This is a genomic window from Corynebacterium sp. HMSC064E10 (genome assembly GCF_001812505.1).
In the GTDB taxonomy this organism is placed as follows: Bacteria; Actinomycetota; Actinomycetes; order Mycobacteriales; family Mycobacteriaceae; genus Corynebacterium; species Corynebacterium amycolatum.
The window spans coordinates 775,170-795,016 of record NZ_KV809173.1 but is presented as its reverse complement, the minus strand read 5'-3'; the positions used below and the strand labels follow the sequence as shown (position 1 = coordinate 795,016).

Genomic DNA, 19,847 nt, shown 5'->3' with positions numbered 1-19,847 from the left:
GGCTTGAAGTGTGAAATAGGTACAGTGCGATGAGCAATCCCGCCAGTAATACCAGCTTGAACGTGAATCTCTCTCAAAGCGCAGCGTCCAACGCTGCGGCGCCAAACCCTAAGGCCGCAGTCCCGGTCTTGCTGTTTTCCTTTGTATTCTGTTTGGTCTTGGACAATGGCTTTAAGTTCATGACCAAGCCGATTGCGGAATCTCTGGATCTCAGTGTCTCCACGGCCAGTCTGCAGGCGACACTCGCCGGTATTTTGATTGGCATTGGAGCGGTGGTGTACGCCGCATTGGCGGACAGCATCAGTATCCGCAAATTGATGATTGTCGGTATTGGCTTTGTCGCCGTGGGCTCTCTACTGGGTTATTTCTTCCAGGGAGTATGGCCAATGGTGCTTACTGCCCGCATTATTCAAACTGCCGGTCTGGCGGCGGCTGAGACACTCTACGTCATCTATGTCACCAAGTACCTAAGCCCAGAAGATCAGAAAACCTACCTCGGCTTTTCCACCGCGGCCTTCCAAGCTGCGCTGCTGATTGGAACGTTGACCTCGGGGATTGTGGCTACCTACATTTCCTGGCCGGCTATGTTCCTGATTTCGCTCATTCTGATAGTTGCCATTCCGTTCCTGATTAAGACAGTTCCGGAAGAGCAGCAGCAGAAGAGTCACCTGGATATATTCGGCCTGTTCCTCATCGCGGCTATCTCCACTGCGGTGATGCTGTTCTTGCAGCGGTTCCAGCAGCAGGTCCAATGGTGGTGGCTGGCGGCCGCTGTGTTGGGTGTCGCGCTCTTTGTCTGGCACATCCGGGCGCACGGCAACGCCGTGGTCAGCCCGTCGTTCTTTACCAATGCCCGCTACGTTTGCGCGCTGATTGTTGTGCTCGTGGTTTACATGGTCCAGTTGGGGTATTCGGTCATTCTATTGCCGTATATGGTCGACGAGCTCTATGGCATTAACCTCGACGGTGCTGCCTACATTCTCGCGCCGGGTTATCTCTGTGCTGTCATCGTTGGTGTGATGTCTGGCAAGATTGCCAAGTTCCTGTCTTCGAGGCAGGCTATTGTCGCAGCTATCAGCATCATTATCGTGGCGTTGCTCATTCCCGCAGTGCTGCCGGGGGCCGGTGTTGCCACGGTTATCGTGTCCATGATTCTGTTCCCATCAGGGTTCGCGCTCATGTATGCGCCGTTGGTCGCGACCGCACTGCAGAACATTCCCGCGGCCAAGTCTGGTGTCGCAATCGGTTTCTATAATCTGACTATCAACATCGCCGTCCCGGTTGGCATTGCGTTAACGGCCATGCTTGTTGATTCTCGGCCGGCCTTCTTCAGCGCCCTTTCCATCGCGCAGTCTGAAGCAGAAGGGGTCTCCGCTACTATCGCTTGGTTGCTCGCGCTCATGGCTGTCGTAGGTTTGCTGGTGTACGTCATCTCCGACCGCCTCATCAACGACACCGCAGAAAACCGCGAGAAGGTTCACGCCTAGGTTCGCGCAACATTTTGCACCTGGTGCTTGACGACGGACATTGCGTCGTCAAGCGCCTTTTTCTTTGTGTGACGTGGGTGCATGAGGAGAGGGGGCACAAATAAAAGGTGTTCATTGGAGAGATAGCCAACAGTGGTGTGCTGAAAGAGGGCAGTGTGGGTAAGCTGCTAAGGGTAGTGGCTCCTTTCATCGGGAGCCTGACGTTTTGTAGTGGGACAAGGCTGGAATAGCCACCGCTGCAGCCGCTGTTTTCGAACTCGTAAAGAGTGAAGGACATTCCTTATATATAAGGTGTGTTCGGGAAACGGCAAGATCAATGAAAAAGGGAGAGGTTTCCACGTGAGTTTCGATGATTGCCCACCCTCGACTCCGGCCCACCGTGAGAAGAATCCAGAGTCGCGTGCATGCCCAGTTGCGGCTATTGACTGGAACACGATTCCTGATGACAAGGATCTCGAGGTTTGGGATCGTCTGACCGGTAACTTCTGGTTGCCGGAAAAGGTGCCGCTGTCGAATGACATCAAGAGCTGGAATACACTCAATGCACTGGAGCAGCGCACCACGATGCGCGTGTTCACTGGTCTGACCATGCTGGACACCATCCAGGGCACAGTTGGCGCAGTATCGCTCATCCCGGATGCGCTGACTCCGCACGAGGAAGCTGTATACACCAATATCGCCTTCATGGAATCGGTGCACGCAAAGAGCTACTCGTCGATTTTCCAGACGCTGGCGTCGACCCCTGAGATTCAGGATGCGTTCCGTTGGGGCGAGGAGAATGAGTACCTGCAGAAGAAGGCCAAGATTATCCTCGATTACTACGAGGGCGATAACCCGCAGAAGAAGAAGGTCGCTTCCACTTTGCTGGAGTCCTTCCTGTTCTACTCGGGTTTCTACCTGCCGATGTACTGGTCCAGCCATGCCAAGCTGACCAACACCGCGGACATTATTCGCCTGATTATTCGTGATGAGGCAGTTCACGGTTACTACATCGGTTACAAGTACCAGCGCAACCTGGAGCGTCTGACCCAGGCTGAACGTGACGAGCTGAAGGATTACACCTTCGATCTCATGTTTGATCTCTACGACAACGAGATTCAGTACACCGAAGAGATGTACGACGAACTCGGCTGGACCGAGGATGTCAAGCGTTTCCTGCGTTACAACGGCAACAAGGCTTTGAACAACTTGGGCTATGAGGGTATGTTCCCGGCCGACGAGACTCGAGTTTCGCCGTCAATCCTGTCGGCTCTGTCGCCGAATGCTGACGAAAACCACGACTTCTTCTCAGGTTCCGGTTCTTCCTACGTCATGGGTAAGGCTGAAGTAACCGAGGATGAGGACTGGGACTTCTAAAAGCACAGGTGTAGGGAACATTCCGCACCGAGCCCTACTCTGGTGACAGCACACACGGGGGTAGTAGCCCTAGCCTCGACGGTTCCTGCTAAAAAGGCGTTAGCCCAGGTTAAGACAATTCTCAGGAAACTAATAGTGTGCTTAGCTGAGTGGGGAAGTGGGCCGGAAAATTCCTTGGCCTTAACTTTTTCCAAGGTTCAGACTAGAATCTGGCACATAGTGGTAGGTGGTTTCGCCGTCGCGTACTCACCTGCACTATTCTCACAAGGACAAAACTTCAAATCCCTGTAGTGAGTTACAGGAAATCTTCGCGTAGTAAGGAGGAAGAATGACTGCAGTAGCGCCTCGTCCAGATCATGGCGTTGTAGCGCCGGAACGGCCGCAGCCGTTCGGACATGAGCGTAAGGGCAGCTGGGCGTGGGAAATGCTGACCACGACCGACCACAAGAAGCTGGGCATTATGTACATCATTATGTCCTTCTCGTTCTTCTTTGTCGGCGGTCTGATGGCTCTGCTTATCCGTGCTGAGCTCTTCGCCCCAGGACTTCAGTTCCTTTCTAACGAGCAGTTCAACCAGATGTTCACCATGCACGGCACGGTGATGCTGCTTCTGTTCGGTACCCCGATTGTTTGGGGTTTTGCTAACTACATTCTGCCGCTTCAGATTGGTGCTCCGGACGTGGCTTTCCCGCGTCTGAACGCCTTCGGCTTCTGGCTGACAACTATTGGTGGCATTCTGATGTTGTCGGGTTTTCTGACTCCGGGTGGTGCTGCTGACTTCGGTTGGACTATGTACTCTCCGCTGTCTGACCCGATTCACTCCCCGGGTGTCGGTTCTGACTTGTGGATTGTCGGTGTCGGTGTCGGTGGTGTCGGTACTATCGCTTCCGCTATTAACATGACCACCACTGTCCTGTGCCTCCGCGCACCGGGCATGACCATGTTCCGTATGCCAATCTTCACCTGGAACATCCTGGTTACCTCGATTCTGGCTCTGCTGATCTTCCCGATTCTGACTGCAGCTGCTCTTGGTGTTCTGTACGACCGTAAGCTGGGCGGTCACATTTACGACCCGGCAAACGGTGGCGCCATGCTGTGGCAGCACCTGTTCTGGTTCTTCGGTCACCCAGAGGTCTACGTTCTGCTGTTGCCGTTCGTGGGCATCATTACTGAGGTTGTTCCGGTCTTCTCCCGTAAGCCGCTGTTCGGCTACGCAGGTATGGTCTTCGCGACCCTGTCTATTGCAGGTCTGTCCATGGCTGTGTGGGCGCACCACATGTTCGTGACCGGTGGCGTTCTGCTTCCGTTCTTCTCGTTCATGACCTTCCTGATTTCGGTCCCGACCGGTGTTAAGTTCATCAACTGGATGGGTACGATGTGGCGTGGCCACATGACCTTCGAGGCCCCGATGACCTTCGCTCTCGGCTTCATCGTGACCTTCCTGTTCGGTGGTCTGACCGGTATTATGCTGGCATCCCCGCCGCTGGACTTCCACGTCTCTGACACCTACTTCGTCGTGGCACACTTCCACTACACTCTGTTCGGTACCCTGGTCTTCGCTTCCTACTCGGGCGTTTACTTCTGGTTCCCGAAGATGACCGGACGTATGCTCGACGAGAAGCTGGCAAAGGTTCACTTCTGGCTGACCTTCATCGGCTTTAACCTGACCTTCCTGGTCCAGCACTGGCTGGGTAACGAGGGTATGCCGCGTCGTTACGCCGACTACCTCGAGACTGACGGTTTCACCACCCTGAACATGATTTCCACCGTTGGTGCGTTCATCCTGGGTCTGTCTGTTATCCCGTTTGTCTGGAACGTCTTCAAGTCCTGGCGCTACGGTGAGGTCGTCACTGTTGATGACCCGTGGGGTTACGGTAACTCTCTCGAGTGGGCTACCTCTTGCCCGCCGCCGCGCCACAACTTCACCTCGATGCCGCGCATCCGCTCGGAGCGCCCGGCGTTCGAGCTGCACTACCCGCACATGGTTGAGCGTCAGCGCGCAGAGGCCCACGTTGGTCGCCAGCTCTAAGAGCTAGTGGCTACATGGCTGATGCAACTCTGAGTTAATAACTACGCGAAGCTACGGCCCCATCACGGATCTCCGTGATGGGGCCGTAGTCTTGTCTTTGAGAGTCTTTCCTAGGGAAGGCGCAGTAAGGGGGGGCAGGGAGCGCAGCAAGGGAGCTGGAGGGGAGAGCAGCGGAGAGCAGGGGGGGGCGACAGCTAACGGCTGTGACTGGCCACCCTCCGAAGTGCGGTATCCCGCAATGCGATGAGCACTCTGCTGGGGCTTCATGCGATACTGGATTGGTGAATGAACAGGTAACTACCTCTCCCAGTCAGTCCGCAGATACCGATGCCTTGTCGGTTTCGTTAGCACCGGGACTAGCTCCGGTGCTTATTACCGCCGTTGGCCGAGACCGCCCGGGTGTCTCGGCAGCCTTCTTCCGTGTGCTCGCGGCCCACGGAGTTCAGATTCTTGATGTGGAGCAGTCGGTGTTCCGCTCTAATTTGAGTCTCGGTGCGCTTGTTGGCGTTACAGAAGAGAAGGTCGGCGTTCTGCGTGAGGGGCTCATTGAAACACTGAAGCCTCACGGCATGACTGTCAGTTTTCAGCTTGATGCCCCGATTGAGCGCAGCGATGGATCTACCCATGCACTTGTCGTATTGGGCAATCCGGTCAATGCTGAGGATATTTCCCGTATCGGCCGTACTCTCGCAGATTACGGTGCAAACATCGATTCCATTCGCGGTATTGCCGACTACCCAGTTACTGGCCTGGAGCTGCTTGTCTCTATTCCGGACCCGAAGCCGGGTGCGGGCATTCCGCTGCGTAAGGCGCTGGTTGAGCTTGCACAGGACCAGGACATTGACATCGCAATTGAACGCGCAGGTTTGCAGCGCCGATCCAAACGCTTGATTTGCTTCGATGTGGACTCCACTTTGATTACCGGTGAGGTCATTGAGATGCTGGCCGCCCACGCTGGTCGCGAGGCGGAGGTTGCAGCGGTTACAGAGCGCGCTATGCGCGGTGAACTGGACTTCGCTGAGTCATTGCACGAGCGAGTTAAGGCTCTGGCAGGCCTGCCGGTCAGCGTCCTTGAGGAAGTTACCGACTCCATCGAGCTGACCCCTGGCGCCCGCACTACGATCCGCACGCTGAAACGTCTCGGTTACAAGTGTGGTGCCGTCTCCGGTGGGTTTATCCAGATTCTGGAGCCACTGGCAAAGGATCTCGGCCTGGACTTTTACAAGGCCAATACCCTCGAGATTGAGGACGGAAAGCTGACTGGTCGCGTGGTCGGCGGTGTCGTCGATAGGCAGGAAAAGGCCCGCAGTCTTAAGGCGTTCGCCGCGGAGTCTGGGCTTCAGATGCACCAGACCGTCGCTGTCGGCGATGGCGCCAATGACATCGATATGTTGTCAGTCGCGGGCCTCGGTATTGCTTTCAACGCGAAGCCGGCGCTGAAGGAAATCGCTGACACGTCGGTCAACGTTCCATTCATGGACTCGATTCTGTTCATGTTGGGTATTTCCCGCGATGAAATCGACGATGCCGACCGCGAAGATGGCACCTTCCGCCGCGTGCCGTTGGAGCAGTAGTGCGACGCCAGGATCACAAGAATCCCGCTGTCACGGACGCATCATCGGTGCCGGAATGGTTCCGCATTGCCCATAGCCTCCTGCCGCAACCCGATAGGGAAGACCATGGCGAGGATGTGCCGTGGGCAATGGCTATTTTGCTTGAGGTGCCGAAGAAGGAACGCCCCTCGCGCACTGCGCTGCTCCGCGCCGCCGCGATGGCTGTTGTTGCTTGTTGCCTCGACGAGCGCGCAGGCGATGACACTTCGGCCTATCAACAAGGTCTGGTGTCTTGGTACGGCGCGCGCATCCGCAAGCTCACACGTCGCGCTCGCAATATCGGCTGGCAACGCGCTCAGCTTGCACCGGGTGTCACCGTAGATGTCGACGGCGCGCAAGCTCGCGCACTAGTGCCAACTCCTGTCGACGATACCTACCCAGAGATTGCCAAACTACAAATTTCCGGCACCGATTTGCCTTACGACGACCCGGAGACCACATCTCCCGACGACTCGGGCAACCGTGGGAGTGCTGACACCTTTGCTCCGCCAGTGATTTGGGTGGACAAGAACCTGAATATGTCCGTAGGAAAGGTGGCCGCGCAAGTTGGACACGGCTCAATGCTCTATGCGGCCAGCCTGTCGGTTGAGGAAGCGTGGGCGTGGGCGCAAACTGGCTACGCGTTAGATGTGAAAGAAACACCGCGGGAGCTGTGGCCAGCGCCAGAGCTACGTGCTGTAGAAGTTCAGGATGCTGGGTTTACAGAGATTGCCCCTGGATCAATCACCGTGTCGGTCACGCCAGGGGCACAGGGGCAGTAGCGGACAGCTAAGCGCGTGCTGCCTCCATGGCCTTAAGATCCTTGCGCAGGATCTTGCCGGTTGCCGATTTTGGAATCTCATCCATGAATTCGACTACTCGCACCTTCTTGTACGGTGCGACGCGGTCGGCAACAAAGTCCATTACCTCATCAGCAGTGAGTGACTTTCCTTCTTTGAGCACCACATATGCCTTCGGAATTTCCTCACCATCGGAGCGAATGACACCACTGCAGGCAGCATCAGCGATATCCGGGTGCTCGAGAAGCACGGACTCAAGTTCTGCCGGTGGTACCTGGTAACCCTTGTACTTGATCAGTTCCTTGAAGCGGTCGACAATGTACGCATTCCCTTCCTTGTCGAGTTCCGCAACGTCGCCTGTTCGCAACCAGCCGTCGACAAGCGTTGCAGCCGTAGCTTCGGGATTGTTGAGATAACCCTTCATTACCTGAGGACCGCGAATCCACAGTTCTCCGGACTTGGAACGTCCTGATTCAGGAACTGGGATTTCATCGAGGTCCTCAGTATCGAGGTCAACGATTTTGTACTCGGTGTTCGGGACTGCTCGACCGATGGAATCCAGTGGGCTGTCGTGTCCGATACGAATGTGCGCGGCAGGGGAGGACTCGGTCATACCGTAGCCCTGGGCGACAGTGCAGCCGAGGCGCTTTTCCACCTGCTCCGCCAAATCCAGCTGAAGCGAAGCTGCGCCGGAGAAAATAGTCTCCAGACTGGACAGATCGAAGGAATCGACAGCCGGGTGCTTGGCCAACCCAACTGCGACCGGCGGTGCGATGAACGCAAACTTGACCTTGTGCTCCGAAATAATGGAAAGGAAATCCAGCAAGTCGAACTTGCCCATCGTGTACTGGGTAGTGCGTCGCCAGAGGCAAAGATTGAGCAGAGCAGTCAAACCGTAGATGTGGAAGAACGGCAGAATCGTAACCGCCGGGGTTGTCTCATCCAATGCCTCGACAGTTGCTGCTCCTGCCTGAGCCACGTTGGCAACAAGATTGCGATGCGTGAGTTGGACGCCCTTTGGCACACCAGTGGTGCCAGAAGAAAACGGAATGACAGCAACGTCATCGGGAGAAACGTCTACATCTGGTCCCGCATGGCCTTCAGCAAGCAGCTCACCCATGCCGTGAAGCCCCGTCAGACCGATAATCATCTCTTCCGGGAGGCCAGCGGCCTCAGCGCCGTTAGCACCGGCCCAACCAATCGACGAAGTCGTCAGCATCATCTTGGCGTCAGAGATACGCAGCTGCGTTTCAACGTCCTCGGCAGTTGCCAGCGAGGCAACAGTCGTGCAGATTGCACCTGCGCGAAGAACACCGTGCAGAGCGACTGCGAAGGTGGTGGAGTTAGGGCAGTGCAGGGCAACAACATCGCCCTTTTTAATTCCACGTGCAGCAAGAGCGCCCGCGAAGGCCTCAATGCTGGCCTTCAAATCCCCGAAAGTTACCTCTGAGCCGGAGTCAACTACTGCGAGTTTATCCTTGTGCCGAGGCTCGATTTCGCCAAACAGAAAATCGAATAGAGAGGTCTCCGGAATATCGATGTTGGGAAGACTGCTAGTCAGCGGCATAGGGGAAAACAACCTTTCTGCACGTGCGTCAGGCTTCAGATGAATTCCTTGAACAAGGATCACCGTGTTAGCTTCGTTGTGTTTCACATCACAGTAGTAGGTGTGCTGACAGTTCGTGCAGATTTTGGGAAAAATGTCATTTCTTATGTGAAATGACTACCTAGCTAGCTGTCCCGCGTCAGCCTAGTCAGTGCACCAGCAGCGACATTGAGGTCAGTCGTCCGCCAGAAGTCAGGCATCGATGCGGCAATCCAGGATCCATAGCGCGCCGTCGCCAACCGTGAATCCAGTACCGCGACGACACCGCGGTCATCGACTTGACGTAGCAGACGACCAGAACCTTGCGCCATCAGTAGCGCTGCATGTGTCGCTGAAACCTCCATAAAACCGTTTCGGCCAGCGGCATTAGCCGCATCGGAGCGCGCGGACAGTAGCGGGTCGTCGGGTCGGGGGAACGGGATACGATCGATGATGACACACGATAGCGATGGGCCAGGAACATCGACGCCTTGCCACAGCGTCAGCGTGCCAAACAAACATGTCTGTGGATTAGCTGCGAAGCGATCAACCAGAGCGCCGATAGAGTCATCGCCTTGGCACAGGACGTCGTAAGGCAGGCGCTTGCGCATTTCCTCCGCCGCTGCCTCGGCGCCTCGGCGAGAAGAACACAGCCCCAGCGTTCGCCCACCAGCGGCGCGGATGAGGCGTTCCATGATCGCGAACTGCTTTGGCGTGGCGCCGTCGCGTCCAGGACGAGGCAGGTCGCGTGCGACGTAGAGGATGCCAGATTTCTGCGGGTCAAAGGGCGTGCCGACGTCCAAGCCATCCCACCCGCCGGAGGGAAGCCCCCAGGCAGCGGCCATAGCATCGAACTTGCCGCCAAGAGCAAGTGTTGCTGAGGTCAAAACGACGGTGGATTCGCCGAAGAGGCGTTCGCGAAGTAGTGCTGCGATGGACAGGGGAGCGACATAAACTGTCTTGTTCTCGCCAAGCCATACGACATCGTCGCTGCTGAACTCGAGAATCCGGACGACAGTATCGTGCATATTCTCCACGGCTGCGCGCACGGTCTGGCGCTCCGTGCTGTCAGAGTCGGAACCCGAACCCCCGGAGCCCGACCCGCCAGAGTTGCCTGAGCCAGAGGTGCCCAGCGTGGTTTGCAGTTGCCACAGGCTATCGCGGAGCGAAGCTAGTGCCGCTCCCAGCTCACCGGGAATTTCTTCGAGTGCGCCGCTGTAGGCGTCGGCAAGCAATGCGACGGTCTCGCCGAGTAGATCCGTGGCATCGGTGACATCATCGACCTGCTCTGCGGCGCCGAATTTGCGGGCGCGCCGGGCCATCATGGTGATACCGGCAGGGGAGAGCTCGTCGGTGGCAACGGAGGTGATTCGGCCGTCGAGCTCGTGAGCCTCATCAATGACGACGCAGTCGTGCTGCGGCAAGATCATGGCGTCGGAGAGCGCATCGATGGCCAACAGGGCGTGGTTGGTGACAACGATGTCGACGTTGGAGGCCTCGCGGCGGGCTTGTTCGGCGAAACACTCCTCGCCGAAAGGGCAGGAAATGGCGCCGACGCATTCGCGGGCCGTGACGGAGACCTGCCGCCAGGCTTCGTTGGAGACGCCCTTGTCCAGGCTGTCGCGGTCGCCGGTGTCGGTGTCATTGGCCCACTCGCGTAGCCGCATGACCTCGGCAGCGGTTCGGCTGAGCTGCGCTTCGCTGAGTAGAGCAGTTGGGCCGCCCATACCGGTCGGCTCGGATTCATCACCGTCGATGACGGGATCTTTGATGACATTTCCGACCTTGGACTTGCACAGGTAGTTTGAGCGGCCTTTGAGGATTGCGAAGGTTGGCGTGCGGGACAAGTGTGGCTCTAGCGAACTGACTAGCCGCGGCAAGTCGCGTTCGACCAGCTGGCGTTGCAGCGCAATGGTCGCCGTGGAAACGATTACCGACTCGTCGGACTCCATTGCTTGCACAATGGCGGGCACCAGGTAGGCCAGTGACTTACCAGTACCGGTACCGGCTTGTACCGCTAGGTGTCGCTCGCGCGCAAAGGCGGAGGCCACCGACCGGGACATTTTGACCTGATTCGGGCGAGTTGTTCCGCCGAGTCCCTTCACTGCTGCATCGAGAAGAGCTTCGATGCTGTCCGAGTCATGGACGCTGGCTCTCGGCGAAGCTAGCTCGTCAGCATCGTCAACATCGTCAAAGTCCTCAAAGCCGTCCGATAGCTCTGCAAAATCTGCGTACTCGGGAGTATCCGACACAGTTCCCCCGCCGCCTAAACGCCGTGAAAACGGACGGACAGTACCGGCTCGTCACGGGAAAGTGCGAGCCCCTCCCACGGGAGGCTGACCAGCGCCTTAACCAAGTGATCGCGGGACTCTTCCAAGGTCGGTAGGCCATCGACGACCTCGCCATCGCGCATCATCGGAATGGTTAGATCGCGGTAGTGCAGGTTGCCCACATCCGGGATTTCCGAGCCGAGCGGGAAAGCGATTTCCTCCACGGCGGTACCGGAACGGCGGCAGGTACGAATCGCCGCCTTCACGCCACCGTGGCTTCGCTTGTCCAACGAGCGCTTGGCGACGGGCACCCCATCAACTTCGACCATCTTGTAGACCAGTCCCGCAGTCGGTGCGCCGGAGCCAGTGACTACAGAGGTGCCCACGCCGTAGACATCGACCGGCTCGGCCCTCAGCGCCGCAATGGCGAACTCGTCGAGGTCAGAGGACACTACGATGTTGGTGTTGTGTGCGCCCAGCGAGTCCAGCTGCTGACGCACCTGGCGAGCGAGAACTCCGAGGTCACCGGAGTCAATACGTACACCGCCGAGTTCCGGCCCCGCGACCTCAATGGCCGTATTGACGCCCTCGGTGATGTCGTAGGTATCCACCAACAAAGTGGTGTCGGTCCCCAGCGTGTCAATCTGAGCTTTGAAGGCTGCAGTCTCGTTTGTCGTGCCATCTGGGTTGGTGTGTAACAGAGTCCACGCGTGCGCAGCGGTACCGGAGGCTGGGATGTTGTACCGTGCCGCTGCCTCCAAGTTGGAGGTGGCGCTAAAACCTGCCAGGTAGGCGGCGCGGGCAGCGGTCACAGCTGCTTCTTCATGAGTACGACGCGAACCCATTTCAATAATCGGGCGCCCACCGGCAGCCGTGACCATTCGGGTCGCTGCCGAGGCAATGGCGGAGTCCGCATTGAGAATGGAGAGAATAACAGTCTCCAAAATGACACACTCGGCGAAAGTGCCCCGCACAGTCAAAATGGGCGAGGCGGGGAAGTAGAGCTCTCCTTCGCGGTAGCCGTCGACTTGGCCGCTGAAGGAATAGTTACGCAGGTAATCCAGCGTCCGGTCGTCGAGGAAGTCCAGCGAAGCCAGCTGTTCCTCGGTGAAGCGGAAGTTGCGGATAGCATCCAATACACGCGCTGTCCCAGCGACAACGCCATAGCGGCGCTCATTCGGCAGACGACGGCCAAACACCTCGAAGGCGACCTGGCGCTCGCCGGATCCGTCGGCAAGCGATGCCTGCAGCATCGTCAGTTCGTACTTATCGGTGAGAAGGGCGGTGGAGGAATGCTTATCAATCACGGTCAATAGTCTAGTCGGCTGAAGCTGGCCGGGGCAGTCGGTTCCGGCGAGCGCGCGCCACTCCGTACTATCCTGGTGCCTATGAGCATGCCAGCAGCAACACCGATGCCCACTATGGATGCCGATGTCGTGACGGAATCGAACCGACCCTGGCAGTGCATTGTGTGGGATGACCAGGTTAATTCGATGAGTTATGTCACCTACGTGTTCCAGATGCTCTTCGGCATGGACCGAAAGAAGGCGCACGCGCTGATGATGACGGTTCACACGGAGGGTAAGGCAATCGTGTCTTCCGGTGAGCGTGACAAGGTAGAGGCCGATGTGAAGAAGCTCCACAAGGCGGGCTTGTGGGCAACAATGGAGCAGGCTGACTAAGCCGATATTCGACAGCGGGAGAGAATTTACATGCGTCCTTGGAAGCGCAAGCGATCCCTTCTCGGCGGTGGCATCAAGTACGTCACGGCTTTTGAAGGCACGGAGCGGGATTTGCTGCTGAATCTGGCTGCTACTGTGGCGGACTCGCTGATGGAGCGAGCCCGGTCGGCGCCGAAGGATGAGCTCGCGGAAATGACGGGAATGCCCGTCGGACACTCCGAGGCCCCAGCCGATCCTAAGCTTGCGCGACTGTTGCCGGACTTCACCAAGCCGGGTGAGGAGAGCGTGGAGGGGGAAAACGCCCTCATGCGCCAGCTGCATGAGTCGGAGATTGTAGAGAGCAAGCTCCATTCCCTGCGTGCGATTATCGACGCACTGGAGCCCGCCGAGTCGGGGCAGGTATCCATTTCGGAAAGCGATGCCCATGCCTGGGTTGCAGGAATCAATGACCTACGTATTTACCTGCACGTTTCCATGGAGAACCTCAATGGCTCCATCGAGCAGATTGAGCAGACCGACGCGATGTACCAGTGGCTGTCCTACAACCAAGAGTCACTGCTGGATCAGCTTATGAGTGAGTAACGAATCCGAGCAAAACCCCGAAAGATGCAGTAATCAACTGAGGCTAACTGCCCTGAACTGTGGTGAAAGGTGCCGTAGGCGACAATGAATTCTGAGATTTTCGCAATCAGCCCCACCGACATTCGACACCAAGCCAGCAGTGCTGCGTTGGGCACGAGCATCGACATTGGCGCAGGATGTCTCGACTCCATCGACGGCATCTCCATCGGCCATGCTGCTGAGGGGGATACCGGAGTCACCGTCATCGCCGCTCCAGGCGGTGCTGTCGGCGCTGTCGATGTCCGCGGTGGCGGTCCTGGCACTCGCGAGACCGACCTGCTCGCACCGGAGAATACCGTCGAACGCGCCCACGCTGTCGTTTTGGCTGGCGGCTCCGCATACGGCCTTGCAGCTGCCGACGGAGTTATGCGCGAACTGCGTGACCGCGGCATTGGCTTTGAGGTCACTCCAACTCGTCCAGATATCCTCGTGCCCATCGTTCCCGGTGCTGTCATCTTCGACTTGCTGTTAGGTGAGCCGACGCTGCCCACCGCTGAACTCGGGCGCGAAGCGTTGTCGCACGCGCTTGACGACGTCCCGGAGGACACTCCCTCCGGAACAGTAGGTGCCGGTGTTGGCGCTATGGCCGGGGCAATTAAGGGTGGTTTTGGACAAGCCCGTGTGACCTCCGCCGATGGTAAGTACTTTGTGGCTGCCGCAATGGTGGTTAACTCCTTTGGTGCAGTCATTGACCCGGAGGGACACCTTTACGGAATGCCGGCGGCTGCCGGTGCCAGCAAGGAGGCATTGGCCCAGTTGGACCAGATTTTCGTCGGTAGAACCAAGATTCTCGCAGATGCGGCTGGCGACGGGGAGTCGTCGGCAAGCACGCGAAACACGACGATTGGCACGTTGATAACCAATGCGCCGGTGACGACTGCGCAGTTGAAGCGGTTGGCGATGTGCGGTCATGATGGGCTGGCACGAGCGATTCGGCCGGCTCATGCACCGATGGACGGTGACACGCTGTTTGCGCTCAGCTCGGCCGAGGCAGCGGATAGCGAAAACGCTGAACCCGTGGGCTCGGATGTGGTGGCGCTGTTGGCTGCGATGGCGGCCGATGCGGTGCAGATGGCTATTGTCGATGCCGTGATGAGTGCAACGGGGCGCGCGGGAGTAGCCGCGCTGTCAGAGATGCTGGACAAGTAGTGAGGGAAGTTCGCCAATGAATCCGCAATGGAGCTCGGGACAACAGCAGAATTACCAGAACTATGCGCAGTACCCGATGCGCGGTCCCGTGCAGACGCGGCGGAATAATCAGATTGTTCCGCAGGATCGCGACGGCGGGCTCGGGGCGGCCATCAGTACGGCTATTGGGTACCTGGTACTTATATGGACGGTCTTTCTTGTCAACGATTTCATCTTTGGTGGGGCGCTGAACAACTTCGGTGTGCGCCCACGCGAAACCTCGACGCTGTGGGGAATTTTGACCGCACCGCTGCTGCACGCAGATTACGGGCACATTGTGGCGAACTCTCTGCCCGGGGCGTTGTTCGCCGGTTTGATTGCAATGTCGTCGAAGCGGCTATTTTGGCAGGTCACGCTCTTGATTACGGTCGTTGGTGGCGGTCTGACATGGCTGGTCGGCGGTGTAAATACCGTCCACATCGGTGCGTCCGGCCTGATTTACGGCTGGCTGGCGTTTTTGGTCGTACGCGGTTTCGTGAACCGTCGGGTGATGCAGATTATTTTGGGCGTGATTCTGGCATCGATGTATTCGGGTCTTATCTGGGGAGTGCTGCCAACACAGATGGCTGTTAGTTGGCAGATGCACCTCTTCGGTGGGCTTGCGGGCATCTGGGCTGCGGTGATGTTTAAGCGCGGTCGCGCACGTGGCTAAGAGCCCGAGGTAAGCGGCATCAGCTCCTGGCGGAAACGGCCTAGAATAGGAGCTTCGGTGTTTGACCAACGATATGAGGAGTCCAGATAGCGGTGGGAGCAGAAGCAGGAACTCAGGCAGTCAATCAGCTGACGGCGCAGGATAGCGGCTTCCCCGACCGAACAGCGCCGATTGGCATCTTCGACTCCGGTGTCGGTGGGCTGACAGTGGCGCGTGCCATCATGGATCAGCTGCCGCACGAGTCGATTATGTACATCGGCGATACTGCCAACGGCCCTTACGGCCCGCTGCGCATCGCCGAGGTTCGTCAGCACGCTGAAGCGATCGCCGATGAACTGGTTGCACGCGGCTGCAAGATGATAGTCATTGCCTGCAACACTGCTTCGGCCGCATTTTTGCGTGATGCCCGCGAGCGCTACCCAGTCCCAGTAGTCGAGGTCATTCTGCCCGCCGTGCGCCGTGCGGTCTCGACCACCAGGAACGGAAAAGTCGGCGTAATCGGTACCGCCGCCACGATTCGCTCCCGTGCCTACCAAGATCTCTTTGATGCAGTGCCCGGCGTGGATGTCTCCGCGGTCGACTGCCCGCGATTCGTGGACTTTGTCGAGCGAGGAATTACCTCTGGTCGCCAGATTCTGGGACTTGCAGAGGGCTACCTCGCGCCATTGCAGGCCGATGGTGTAGATACGCTCGTGCTGGGCTGCACCCACTATCCGCTGCTGTCTGGTGTGATTCAGCTGGCCATGGGGGAGGACGTCGCCCTAGTGTCCTCGGCGGAGGAGACGTCGAAGGACGTTCTGCGCATCCTCACAAAGACCGACATGCTCGCTGACCCGGAGAGTAATCCGACCCCTGTGCGCACATTTGAATCCACTGGAGATCCGCAAGTTTTTGCATCACTGGCAAAGCGCTTCCTCGGGCCCGGTATTAGCCAGGTCACTATGCATTCCCAAATGTGACCTTTCTTATTAAATCCAGACACTCCATTGGTTTTTTGCTCGGTTTTGATCAATTACATGGCAAGCTTGAAGTATGCGATTGAAGGTTCTGGGATGTACAGGCAGCATGGGTGGCCCATCGGCGCCAGCATCTGGCTACCTCATTGAGCTGGATAACGGTCGAACCTTTGTCATTGATTTGGGTCCCGGTGTCCTCGCCGAATTGCAGAAGATCTCTGATCCTGCAGCTTGTGATTTGTTACTAACTCATGTGCACCCAGACCACACTGCAGACATTCCAGGGCTGCTCGTCTGGCGTCGCTTCCACCCGACAGCCCCGGCGAGTTCCCGGAATCTCCTGGTTGGCCCCGGAGACATTCACGACCGGATAGGCACCATGTGCAAAGCACTGGGAAGTGAAGAAGATGCCAACCTGGAAGACACTTTTGACCAGGTTGTGAGTAGCCCCGGTGAACCACTGTTAGTCGGTGGGGGCGAAGCGGACGGAGGCGCCGTCGTCACGCCGTATAACATGGTCCACCCGGTGCCAGCTGTTGGATACCGCATTGAAGCAGATGGTCTGACCATTGCATACACCGGAGATACTGCGTGGACCGATGAACTGGTGGAGCTGGCGCGGAATGCGGATATCTTCATCTGTGAAGCCACATGGTGCAGTAACGAAGAGGGCACACCGCCGGACATGCACCTGACGGGCTATGAGGCCGGAAAGGCAGCGACGCTGGCGGGGGTCAAGAAGCTGGTGCTGACTCACATTCCGCCATACGCCGACGGTGAGGAAGCACTGGGTGCTGCGAAGAGTACCTTTACCGGTGACGTTGAATTGGCCTACCTGGGCATGGAGCTAGGCGGCTAGTCTCATCGATTATCGGGTTTCCGTACAGCTGTCGCACCGCTTTCGCGCCGGGCGGTAGGGTAGTTGGCATGACTACAGCTAATTCCGATTTTCGCCGTGCCGATGGACGCGCGGTTGATGAAATGCGCAAGGTGACCATCACTCGTGGCTTCACCGACAATCCGGCAGGTTCTGTGCTGGTTACTTTCGGCAATACGCGTGTGATGTGCACCGCTTCCGTTGAGCAGTCGGTGCCGCGATTCAAGCGTGACTCCGGCGAGGGCTGGCTGACTGCTGAGTACTCCATGCTGCCGGCCTCTACCCACGAGCGCATGCCCCGCGAGTCGATGCGCGGCAAGGTCAAGGGTCGTACCCACGAGATTTCCCGTCTAATCGGTCGCTCGCTTCGCGCAGCTATCGACTTGAAGGAACTCGGTGAGAACACCATCAACATCGACTGTGATGTTCTGCAGGCGGATGGTGGTACTCGTACCGCCTCCATTACCGGTGCGTACGTTGCGCTGGCTGATGCCCTGACCTACCTGCATGCAGCGGGCGCAGTGCCGGGCACCCCGCTGAAGGCACCAGTCGCAGCTGTTTCGGTCGGCATTATTGACGGCCGCGTCTGCCTGGACCTGCCTTACGAGGAGGACTCTCGCGCTGAGGTCGACCTCAACGTGGTGATGACCGCAGAGGGCAAGTTCGTCGAAATCCAGGGCACTGGCGAGGAAGGCACCTTCGACCGAGGTCAGCTGAATGACATGCTCGACTCTGCGGAAAAGGGTCTTCGTGAGCTCATCGCCCTGCAGCAGGAAGTTCTGCGTGCGCCGTACCCGGGTGAGCTGCCGTGAAGCTCCTTGTCGCTACCCGAAATTCTAAAAAACTAGTCGAGCTCGACCGCATCCTGCGTGCGGCGGGTATTGATTCGGTGGAGCTTCTTTCGCTTAGCGACGTCCCGGAGTACCCAGAGCGCCCTGAAACCGGTCGCACTTTTGCGGACAACGCCTACATCAAGGCTTTCGATGGTGCGACACACACCGGCTACGCGTGCTTGGCTGACGATTCGGGGCTCAGCGTAGATGAGCTAAACGGTATGCCGGGTGTGCTCTCGGCGCGCTGGTCCGGCACCCACGGAGACGATGTCGCTAACTACGAGCTGCTGCTCGCTCAGATGGGGGACTGCCCAGATGAGCGTCGTACGGCGTCCTTCCGTACCGCTTGCGCGTTGGTCGTCCCCGGTGTCAAGGAGGTGCCGTCCGCGCTAGCCGACGGCGGTTTCCCAGCCGTCCTCGATGAAGCCGGTAACCTGCTGCTGGTTGTAGAGGGCCGCTGGCCTGGCTCCATTCTGCGCGAGCCTGTTGGGGACAATGGGTTCGGCTATGATCCGGTGTTCGCGCCCGCAGTTGGAGAGGGCAACGAAGCTGAGGCCACTTTGTCTGCGGCACAAATGAGCGCCGAAGACAAGGACGCTTTTAGTCACAGGGGGCGTGCACTGCGTGCCTTGACTCCGGCGCTGAAAATCCTGGCTGAGGCAGAGTCTGAGGGATAGCCCTGGGGTGAGCCCACGGGCGAGCCCTCGGGCTGCCGAGAGCCCGCTACTTCAGCTGGAAAGCGGTCTCGACTTCCTCGCGGCGCTTCTTCTCGACGAAGAAGGAGAGGAACGGGACTACGCCACCGAGCGCGGTGATAATCCACTTTGCTGGTTCCCAGCGGGCCTTGGTACCCAGGTTTACGGTGGCAATGAGGAATGCCATGTAGCCGAAGCCGTGAATCTGGGCGGTGTAGAAGAACCACCGCGGCGCGTCGGCGGAGTTGTCGAGGATGAGGTACTTGTAAATCATCTCGGCACACAGCAAGAGCAGCATCACACCCGTGAAATAGGCGGTGACGGAGAAGTACGTCAGTGCCTTCCTTACGCGCTCTTGACGATCTGGATTGATGTTGGTCACTAAAAGTCCTTTTCTCGAATAAGCAGTTATCGCCTAGGCGTTGGTGCCAGAATCCGTCGATTGTGTCTCATCCACACGCTGCACCTTTCGCGAGCCATCTGGGTTGGTCGGCAGGAAGTCGTCTGGAATTTCCGTCATGACATCGTCTTTAGCCTCAAATGCGGCCTCGCTATTGCCGCTCAGGCGTTCGCGTTCGTACTCCATGTACTTGCGGTAGGCCCAAATAAAGAACAGGCCGAAAGCTGGCCACTGCAGTGCGTAGCCCAGGTTTTGGAATGAGCTGGTTGTGTTCCACCTGCTGAGCTGCCAGTAGGCGAGTGCAAGAGTGGCGCCGACTGCAAGAGCCAAGAAGATTAGTTGCACCACGCGGGTACGAGTGGGAATCTTCGCTGGCTTGTCAGTGGTATTGGAATGCTGTGAAGTGGACACATAACCACCATAGCTAGTCCGTGACCTGCCAAGCTAGCGCGCTCGCTGGATAAGGCAGGGGATCCGGCATTACGAATTCTGCTAGGACATTAGGAAATCTGCGGCGAACCCGTTAAAGTGTGTACAGTCCAAATGAGCTGTGAAAGTTCGTTGTGCCTGTAGGTGGCTAATAAGTAGTCCATGCTTACGGGGACTGTACGTAACTGTCACGGATTCGCGACGGGCGCCTGTGGCGGAATTGGCAGACGCGCTGGATTTAGGTTCCAGTGCCTTAGGGCGTGGGAGTTCGAGTCTCCCCAGGCGCACACATAAATACCCCGTGACTATGCAGGTCACGGGGTATCTTCGTTCTCCAGCCCGTCAGATTTTCCGCCCTCATTAGGCCGCGTGCCCAAAATCTGGCCCATTTCCCG

General features: G+C 57.9%; 18 protein-coding genes and 1 tRNA gene. 14 read left to right on the top strand and 5 right to left on the bottom strand.

Translation table 11 applies throughout. The annotated features are described in order from the left end of the window. Positions 1-29: 29 nt before the first annotated feature. The 5 genes from HMPREF2860_RS05305 to HMPREF2860_RS05285 all read left to right on the top strand — a co-directional run bounded on the left by HMPREF2860_RS05305 (position 30) and on the right by HMPREF2860_RS05285 (position 7,246). The gene (locus HMPREF2860_RS05305; protein ID WP_038627985.1) at positions 30-1,487 is read left to right on the top strand and encodes an MFS transporter; all 1,458 of its coding nucleotides are present in this window, start codon (positions 30-32) and stop codon (positions 1,485-1,487) included. Between the two features lie 339 nt (positions 1,488-1,826). Then, positions 1,827-2,843 carry a class 1b ribonucleoside-diphosphate reductase subunit beta gene (gene nrdF, locus HMPREF2860_RS05300; protein ID WP_016422253.1) on the top strand — a complete coding sequence of 339 codons (1,017 nt, stop codon included), beginning with the start codon at positions 1,827-1,829 and terminating at the stop codon, positions 2,841-2,843. 328 nt (positions 2,844-3,171) lie between these two features. Next, entirely contained in the window at positions 3,172-4,872 is a 1,701-nt protein-coding gene (ctaD, locus tag HMPREF2860_RS05295; protein WP_005511131.1) for an aa3-type cytochrome oxidase subunit I, read from the top strand. 281 nt (positions 4,873-5,153) lie between these two features. After that, positions 5,154-6,446 (top strand): phosphoserine phosphatase SerB, encoded by a 1,293-nt coding sequence (serB, locus tag HMPREF2860_RS05290; RefSeq protein ID WP_038627990.1) that lies wholly within the window; start codon positions 5,154-5,156, stop codon positions 6,444-6,446. Further along, on the top strand, positions 6,446-7,246 hold the full coding sequence (locus HMPREF2860_RS05285; protein WP_038627992.1) for an aminoacyl-tRNA hydrolase: 801 nt from the start codon (positions 6,446-6,448) through the stop codon (positions 7,244-7,246). Before serB ends, HMPREF2860_RS05285 begins: the two co-directional genes overlap by 1 nt. A 7-nt stretch (positions 7,247-7,253) precedes the next feature. On the opposite strand, the gene HMPREF2860_RS05280 is transcribed toward HMPREF2860_RS05285, so the two are convergent. From HMPREF2860_RS05280 to HMPREF2860_RS05270, 3 genes are all read right to left on the bottom strand, one after another. Beyond that, positions 7,254-8,831 carry an AMP-binding protein gene (locus tag HMPREF2860_RS05280; RefSeq protein ID WP_038627995.1) on the bottom strand — a complete coding sequence of 526 codons (1,578 nt, stop codon included), beginning with the start codon at positions 8,829-8,831 and terminating at the stop codon, positions 7,254-7,256. A gap of 164 nt (positions 8,832-8,995) precedes the next feature. After that, a complete protein-coding gene (locus HMPREF2860_RS05275) occupies positions 8,996-10,978 on the bottom strand; it encodes an ATP-dependent DNA helicase (protein ID WP_210386751.1) in 1,983 nt (660 codons plus the stop codon). 137 nt (positions 10,979-11,115) lie between these two features. After that, positions 11,116-12,426 carry a nicotinate phosphoribosyltransferase gene (locus tag HMPREF2860_RS05270; protein WP_038628000.1) on the bottom strand — a complete coding sequence of 437 codons (1,311 nt, stop codon included), beginning with the start codon at positions 12,424-12,426 and terminating at the stop codon, positions 11,116-11,118. Positions 12,427-12,507: 81 nt separating this feature from the next. On the opposite strand from HMPREF2860_RS05270, the gene clpS reads away from it, so the two are divergent. The 8 genes from clpS to HMPREF2860_RS05230 all read left to right on the top strand — a co-directional run bounded on the left by clpS (position 12,508) and on the right by HMPREF2860_RS05230 (position 18,605). Continuing rightward, positions 12,508-12,801 carry an ATP-dependent Clp protease adapter ClpS gene (gene clpS / locus HMPREF2860_RS05265; RefSeq protein WP_005511165.1) on the top strand — a complete coding sequence of 98 codons (294 nt, stop codon included), beginning with the start codon at positions 12,508-12,510 and terminating at the stop codon, positions 12,799-12,801. A gap of 30 nt (positions 12,802-12,831) precedes the next feature. Further along, positions 12,832-13,383, top strand: a complete 552-nt coding sequence (locus HMPREF2860_RS05260; RefSeq protein ID WP_038628003.1) for a DUF2017 domain-containing protein — start codon at positions 12,832-12,834, stop codon at positions 13,381-13,383. Positions 13,384-13,467: 84 nt separating this feature from the next. Continuing rightward, complete coding sequence (locus HMPREF2860_RS05255; RefSeq protein ID WP_038628006.1) at positions 13,468-14,571, top strand: P1 family peptidase; 1,104 nt, start codon at positions 13,468-13,470, stop codon at positions 14,569-14,571. 16 nt (positions 14,572-14,587) lie between these two features. After that, positions 14,588-15,262, top strand: coding sequence for a rhomboid family intramembrane serine protease (locus HMPREF2860_RS05250; RefSeq protein WP_038628009.1), 675 nt, complete (start codon positions 14,588-14,590; stop codon positions 15,260-15,262). A gap of 92 nt (positions 15,263-15,354) precedes the next feature. Beyond that, positions 15,355-16,221, top strand: a complete 867-nt coding sequence (murI, locus tag HMPREF2860_RS05245) for a glutamate racemase (RefSeq protein ID WP_370547405.1) — start codon at positions 15,355-15,357, stop codon at positions 16,219-16,221. Positions 16,222-16,294: 73 nt separating this feature from the next. Continuing rightward, the gene (locus tag HMPREF2860_RS05240) at positions 16,295-17,077 is read left to right on the top strand and encodes an MBL fold metallo-hydrolase (protein ID WP_038628014.1); all 783 of its coding nucleotides are present in this window, start codon (positions 16,295-16,297) and stop codon (positions 17,075-17,077) included. 68 nt (positions 17,078-17,145) lie between these two features. Further along, entirely contained in the window at positions 17,146-17,907 is a 762-nt protein-coding gene (rph, locus tag HMPREF2860_RS05235; RefSeq protein WP_038628017.1) for a ribonuclease PH, read from the top strand. Further along, positions 17,904-18,605, top strand: coding sequence for a non-canonical purine NTP pyrophosphatase (locus HMPREF2860_RS05230; RefSeq protein ID WP_038628019.1), 702 nt, complete (start codon positions 17,904-17,906; stop codon positions 18,603-18,605). Before rph ends, HMPREF2860_RS05230 begins: the two co-directional genes overlap by 4 nt. 46 nt (positions 18,606-18,651) lie before the next feature. Here HMPREF2860_RS05230 and HMPREF2860_RS05225 read toward each other — a convergent pair whose 3' ends face one another. Together HMPREF2860_RS05225 and HMPREF2860_RS05220 are read right to left on the bottom strand one after the other, a co-directional pair. Next, the gene (locus tag HMPREF2860_RS05225) at positions 18,652-19,005 is read right to left on the bottom strand and encodes a DUF3817 domain-containing protein (RefSeq protein WP_005511118.1); all 354 of its coding nucleotides are present in this window, start codon (positions 19,003-19,005) and stop codon (positions 18,652-18,654) included. 33 nt (positions 19,006-19,038) lie between these two features. Then, entirely contained in the window at positions 19,039-19,434 is a 396-nt protein-coding gene (locus HMPREF2860_RS05220) for a hypothetical protein (protein WP_038628021.1), read from the bottom strand. A gap of 223 nt (positions 19,435-19,657) precedes the next feature. On the opposite strand from HMPREF2860_RS05220, the gene HMPREF2860_RS05215 reads away from it, so the two are divergent. Next, positions 19,658-19,739 (top strand) — tRNA-Leu (locus tag HMPREF2860_RS05215). Positions 19,740-19,847 lie beyond the last annotated feature (108 nt).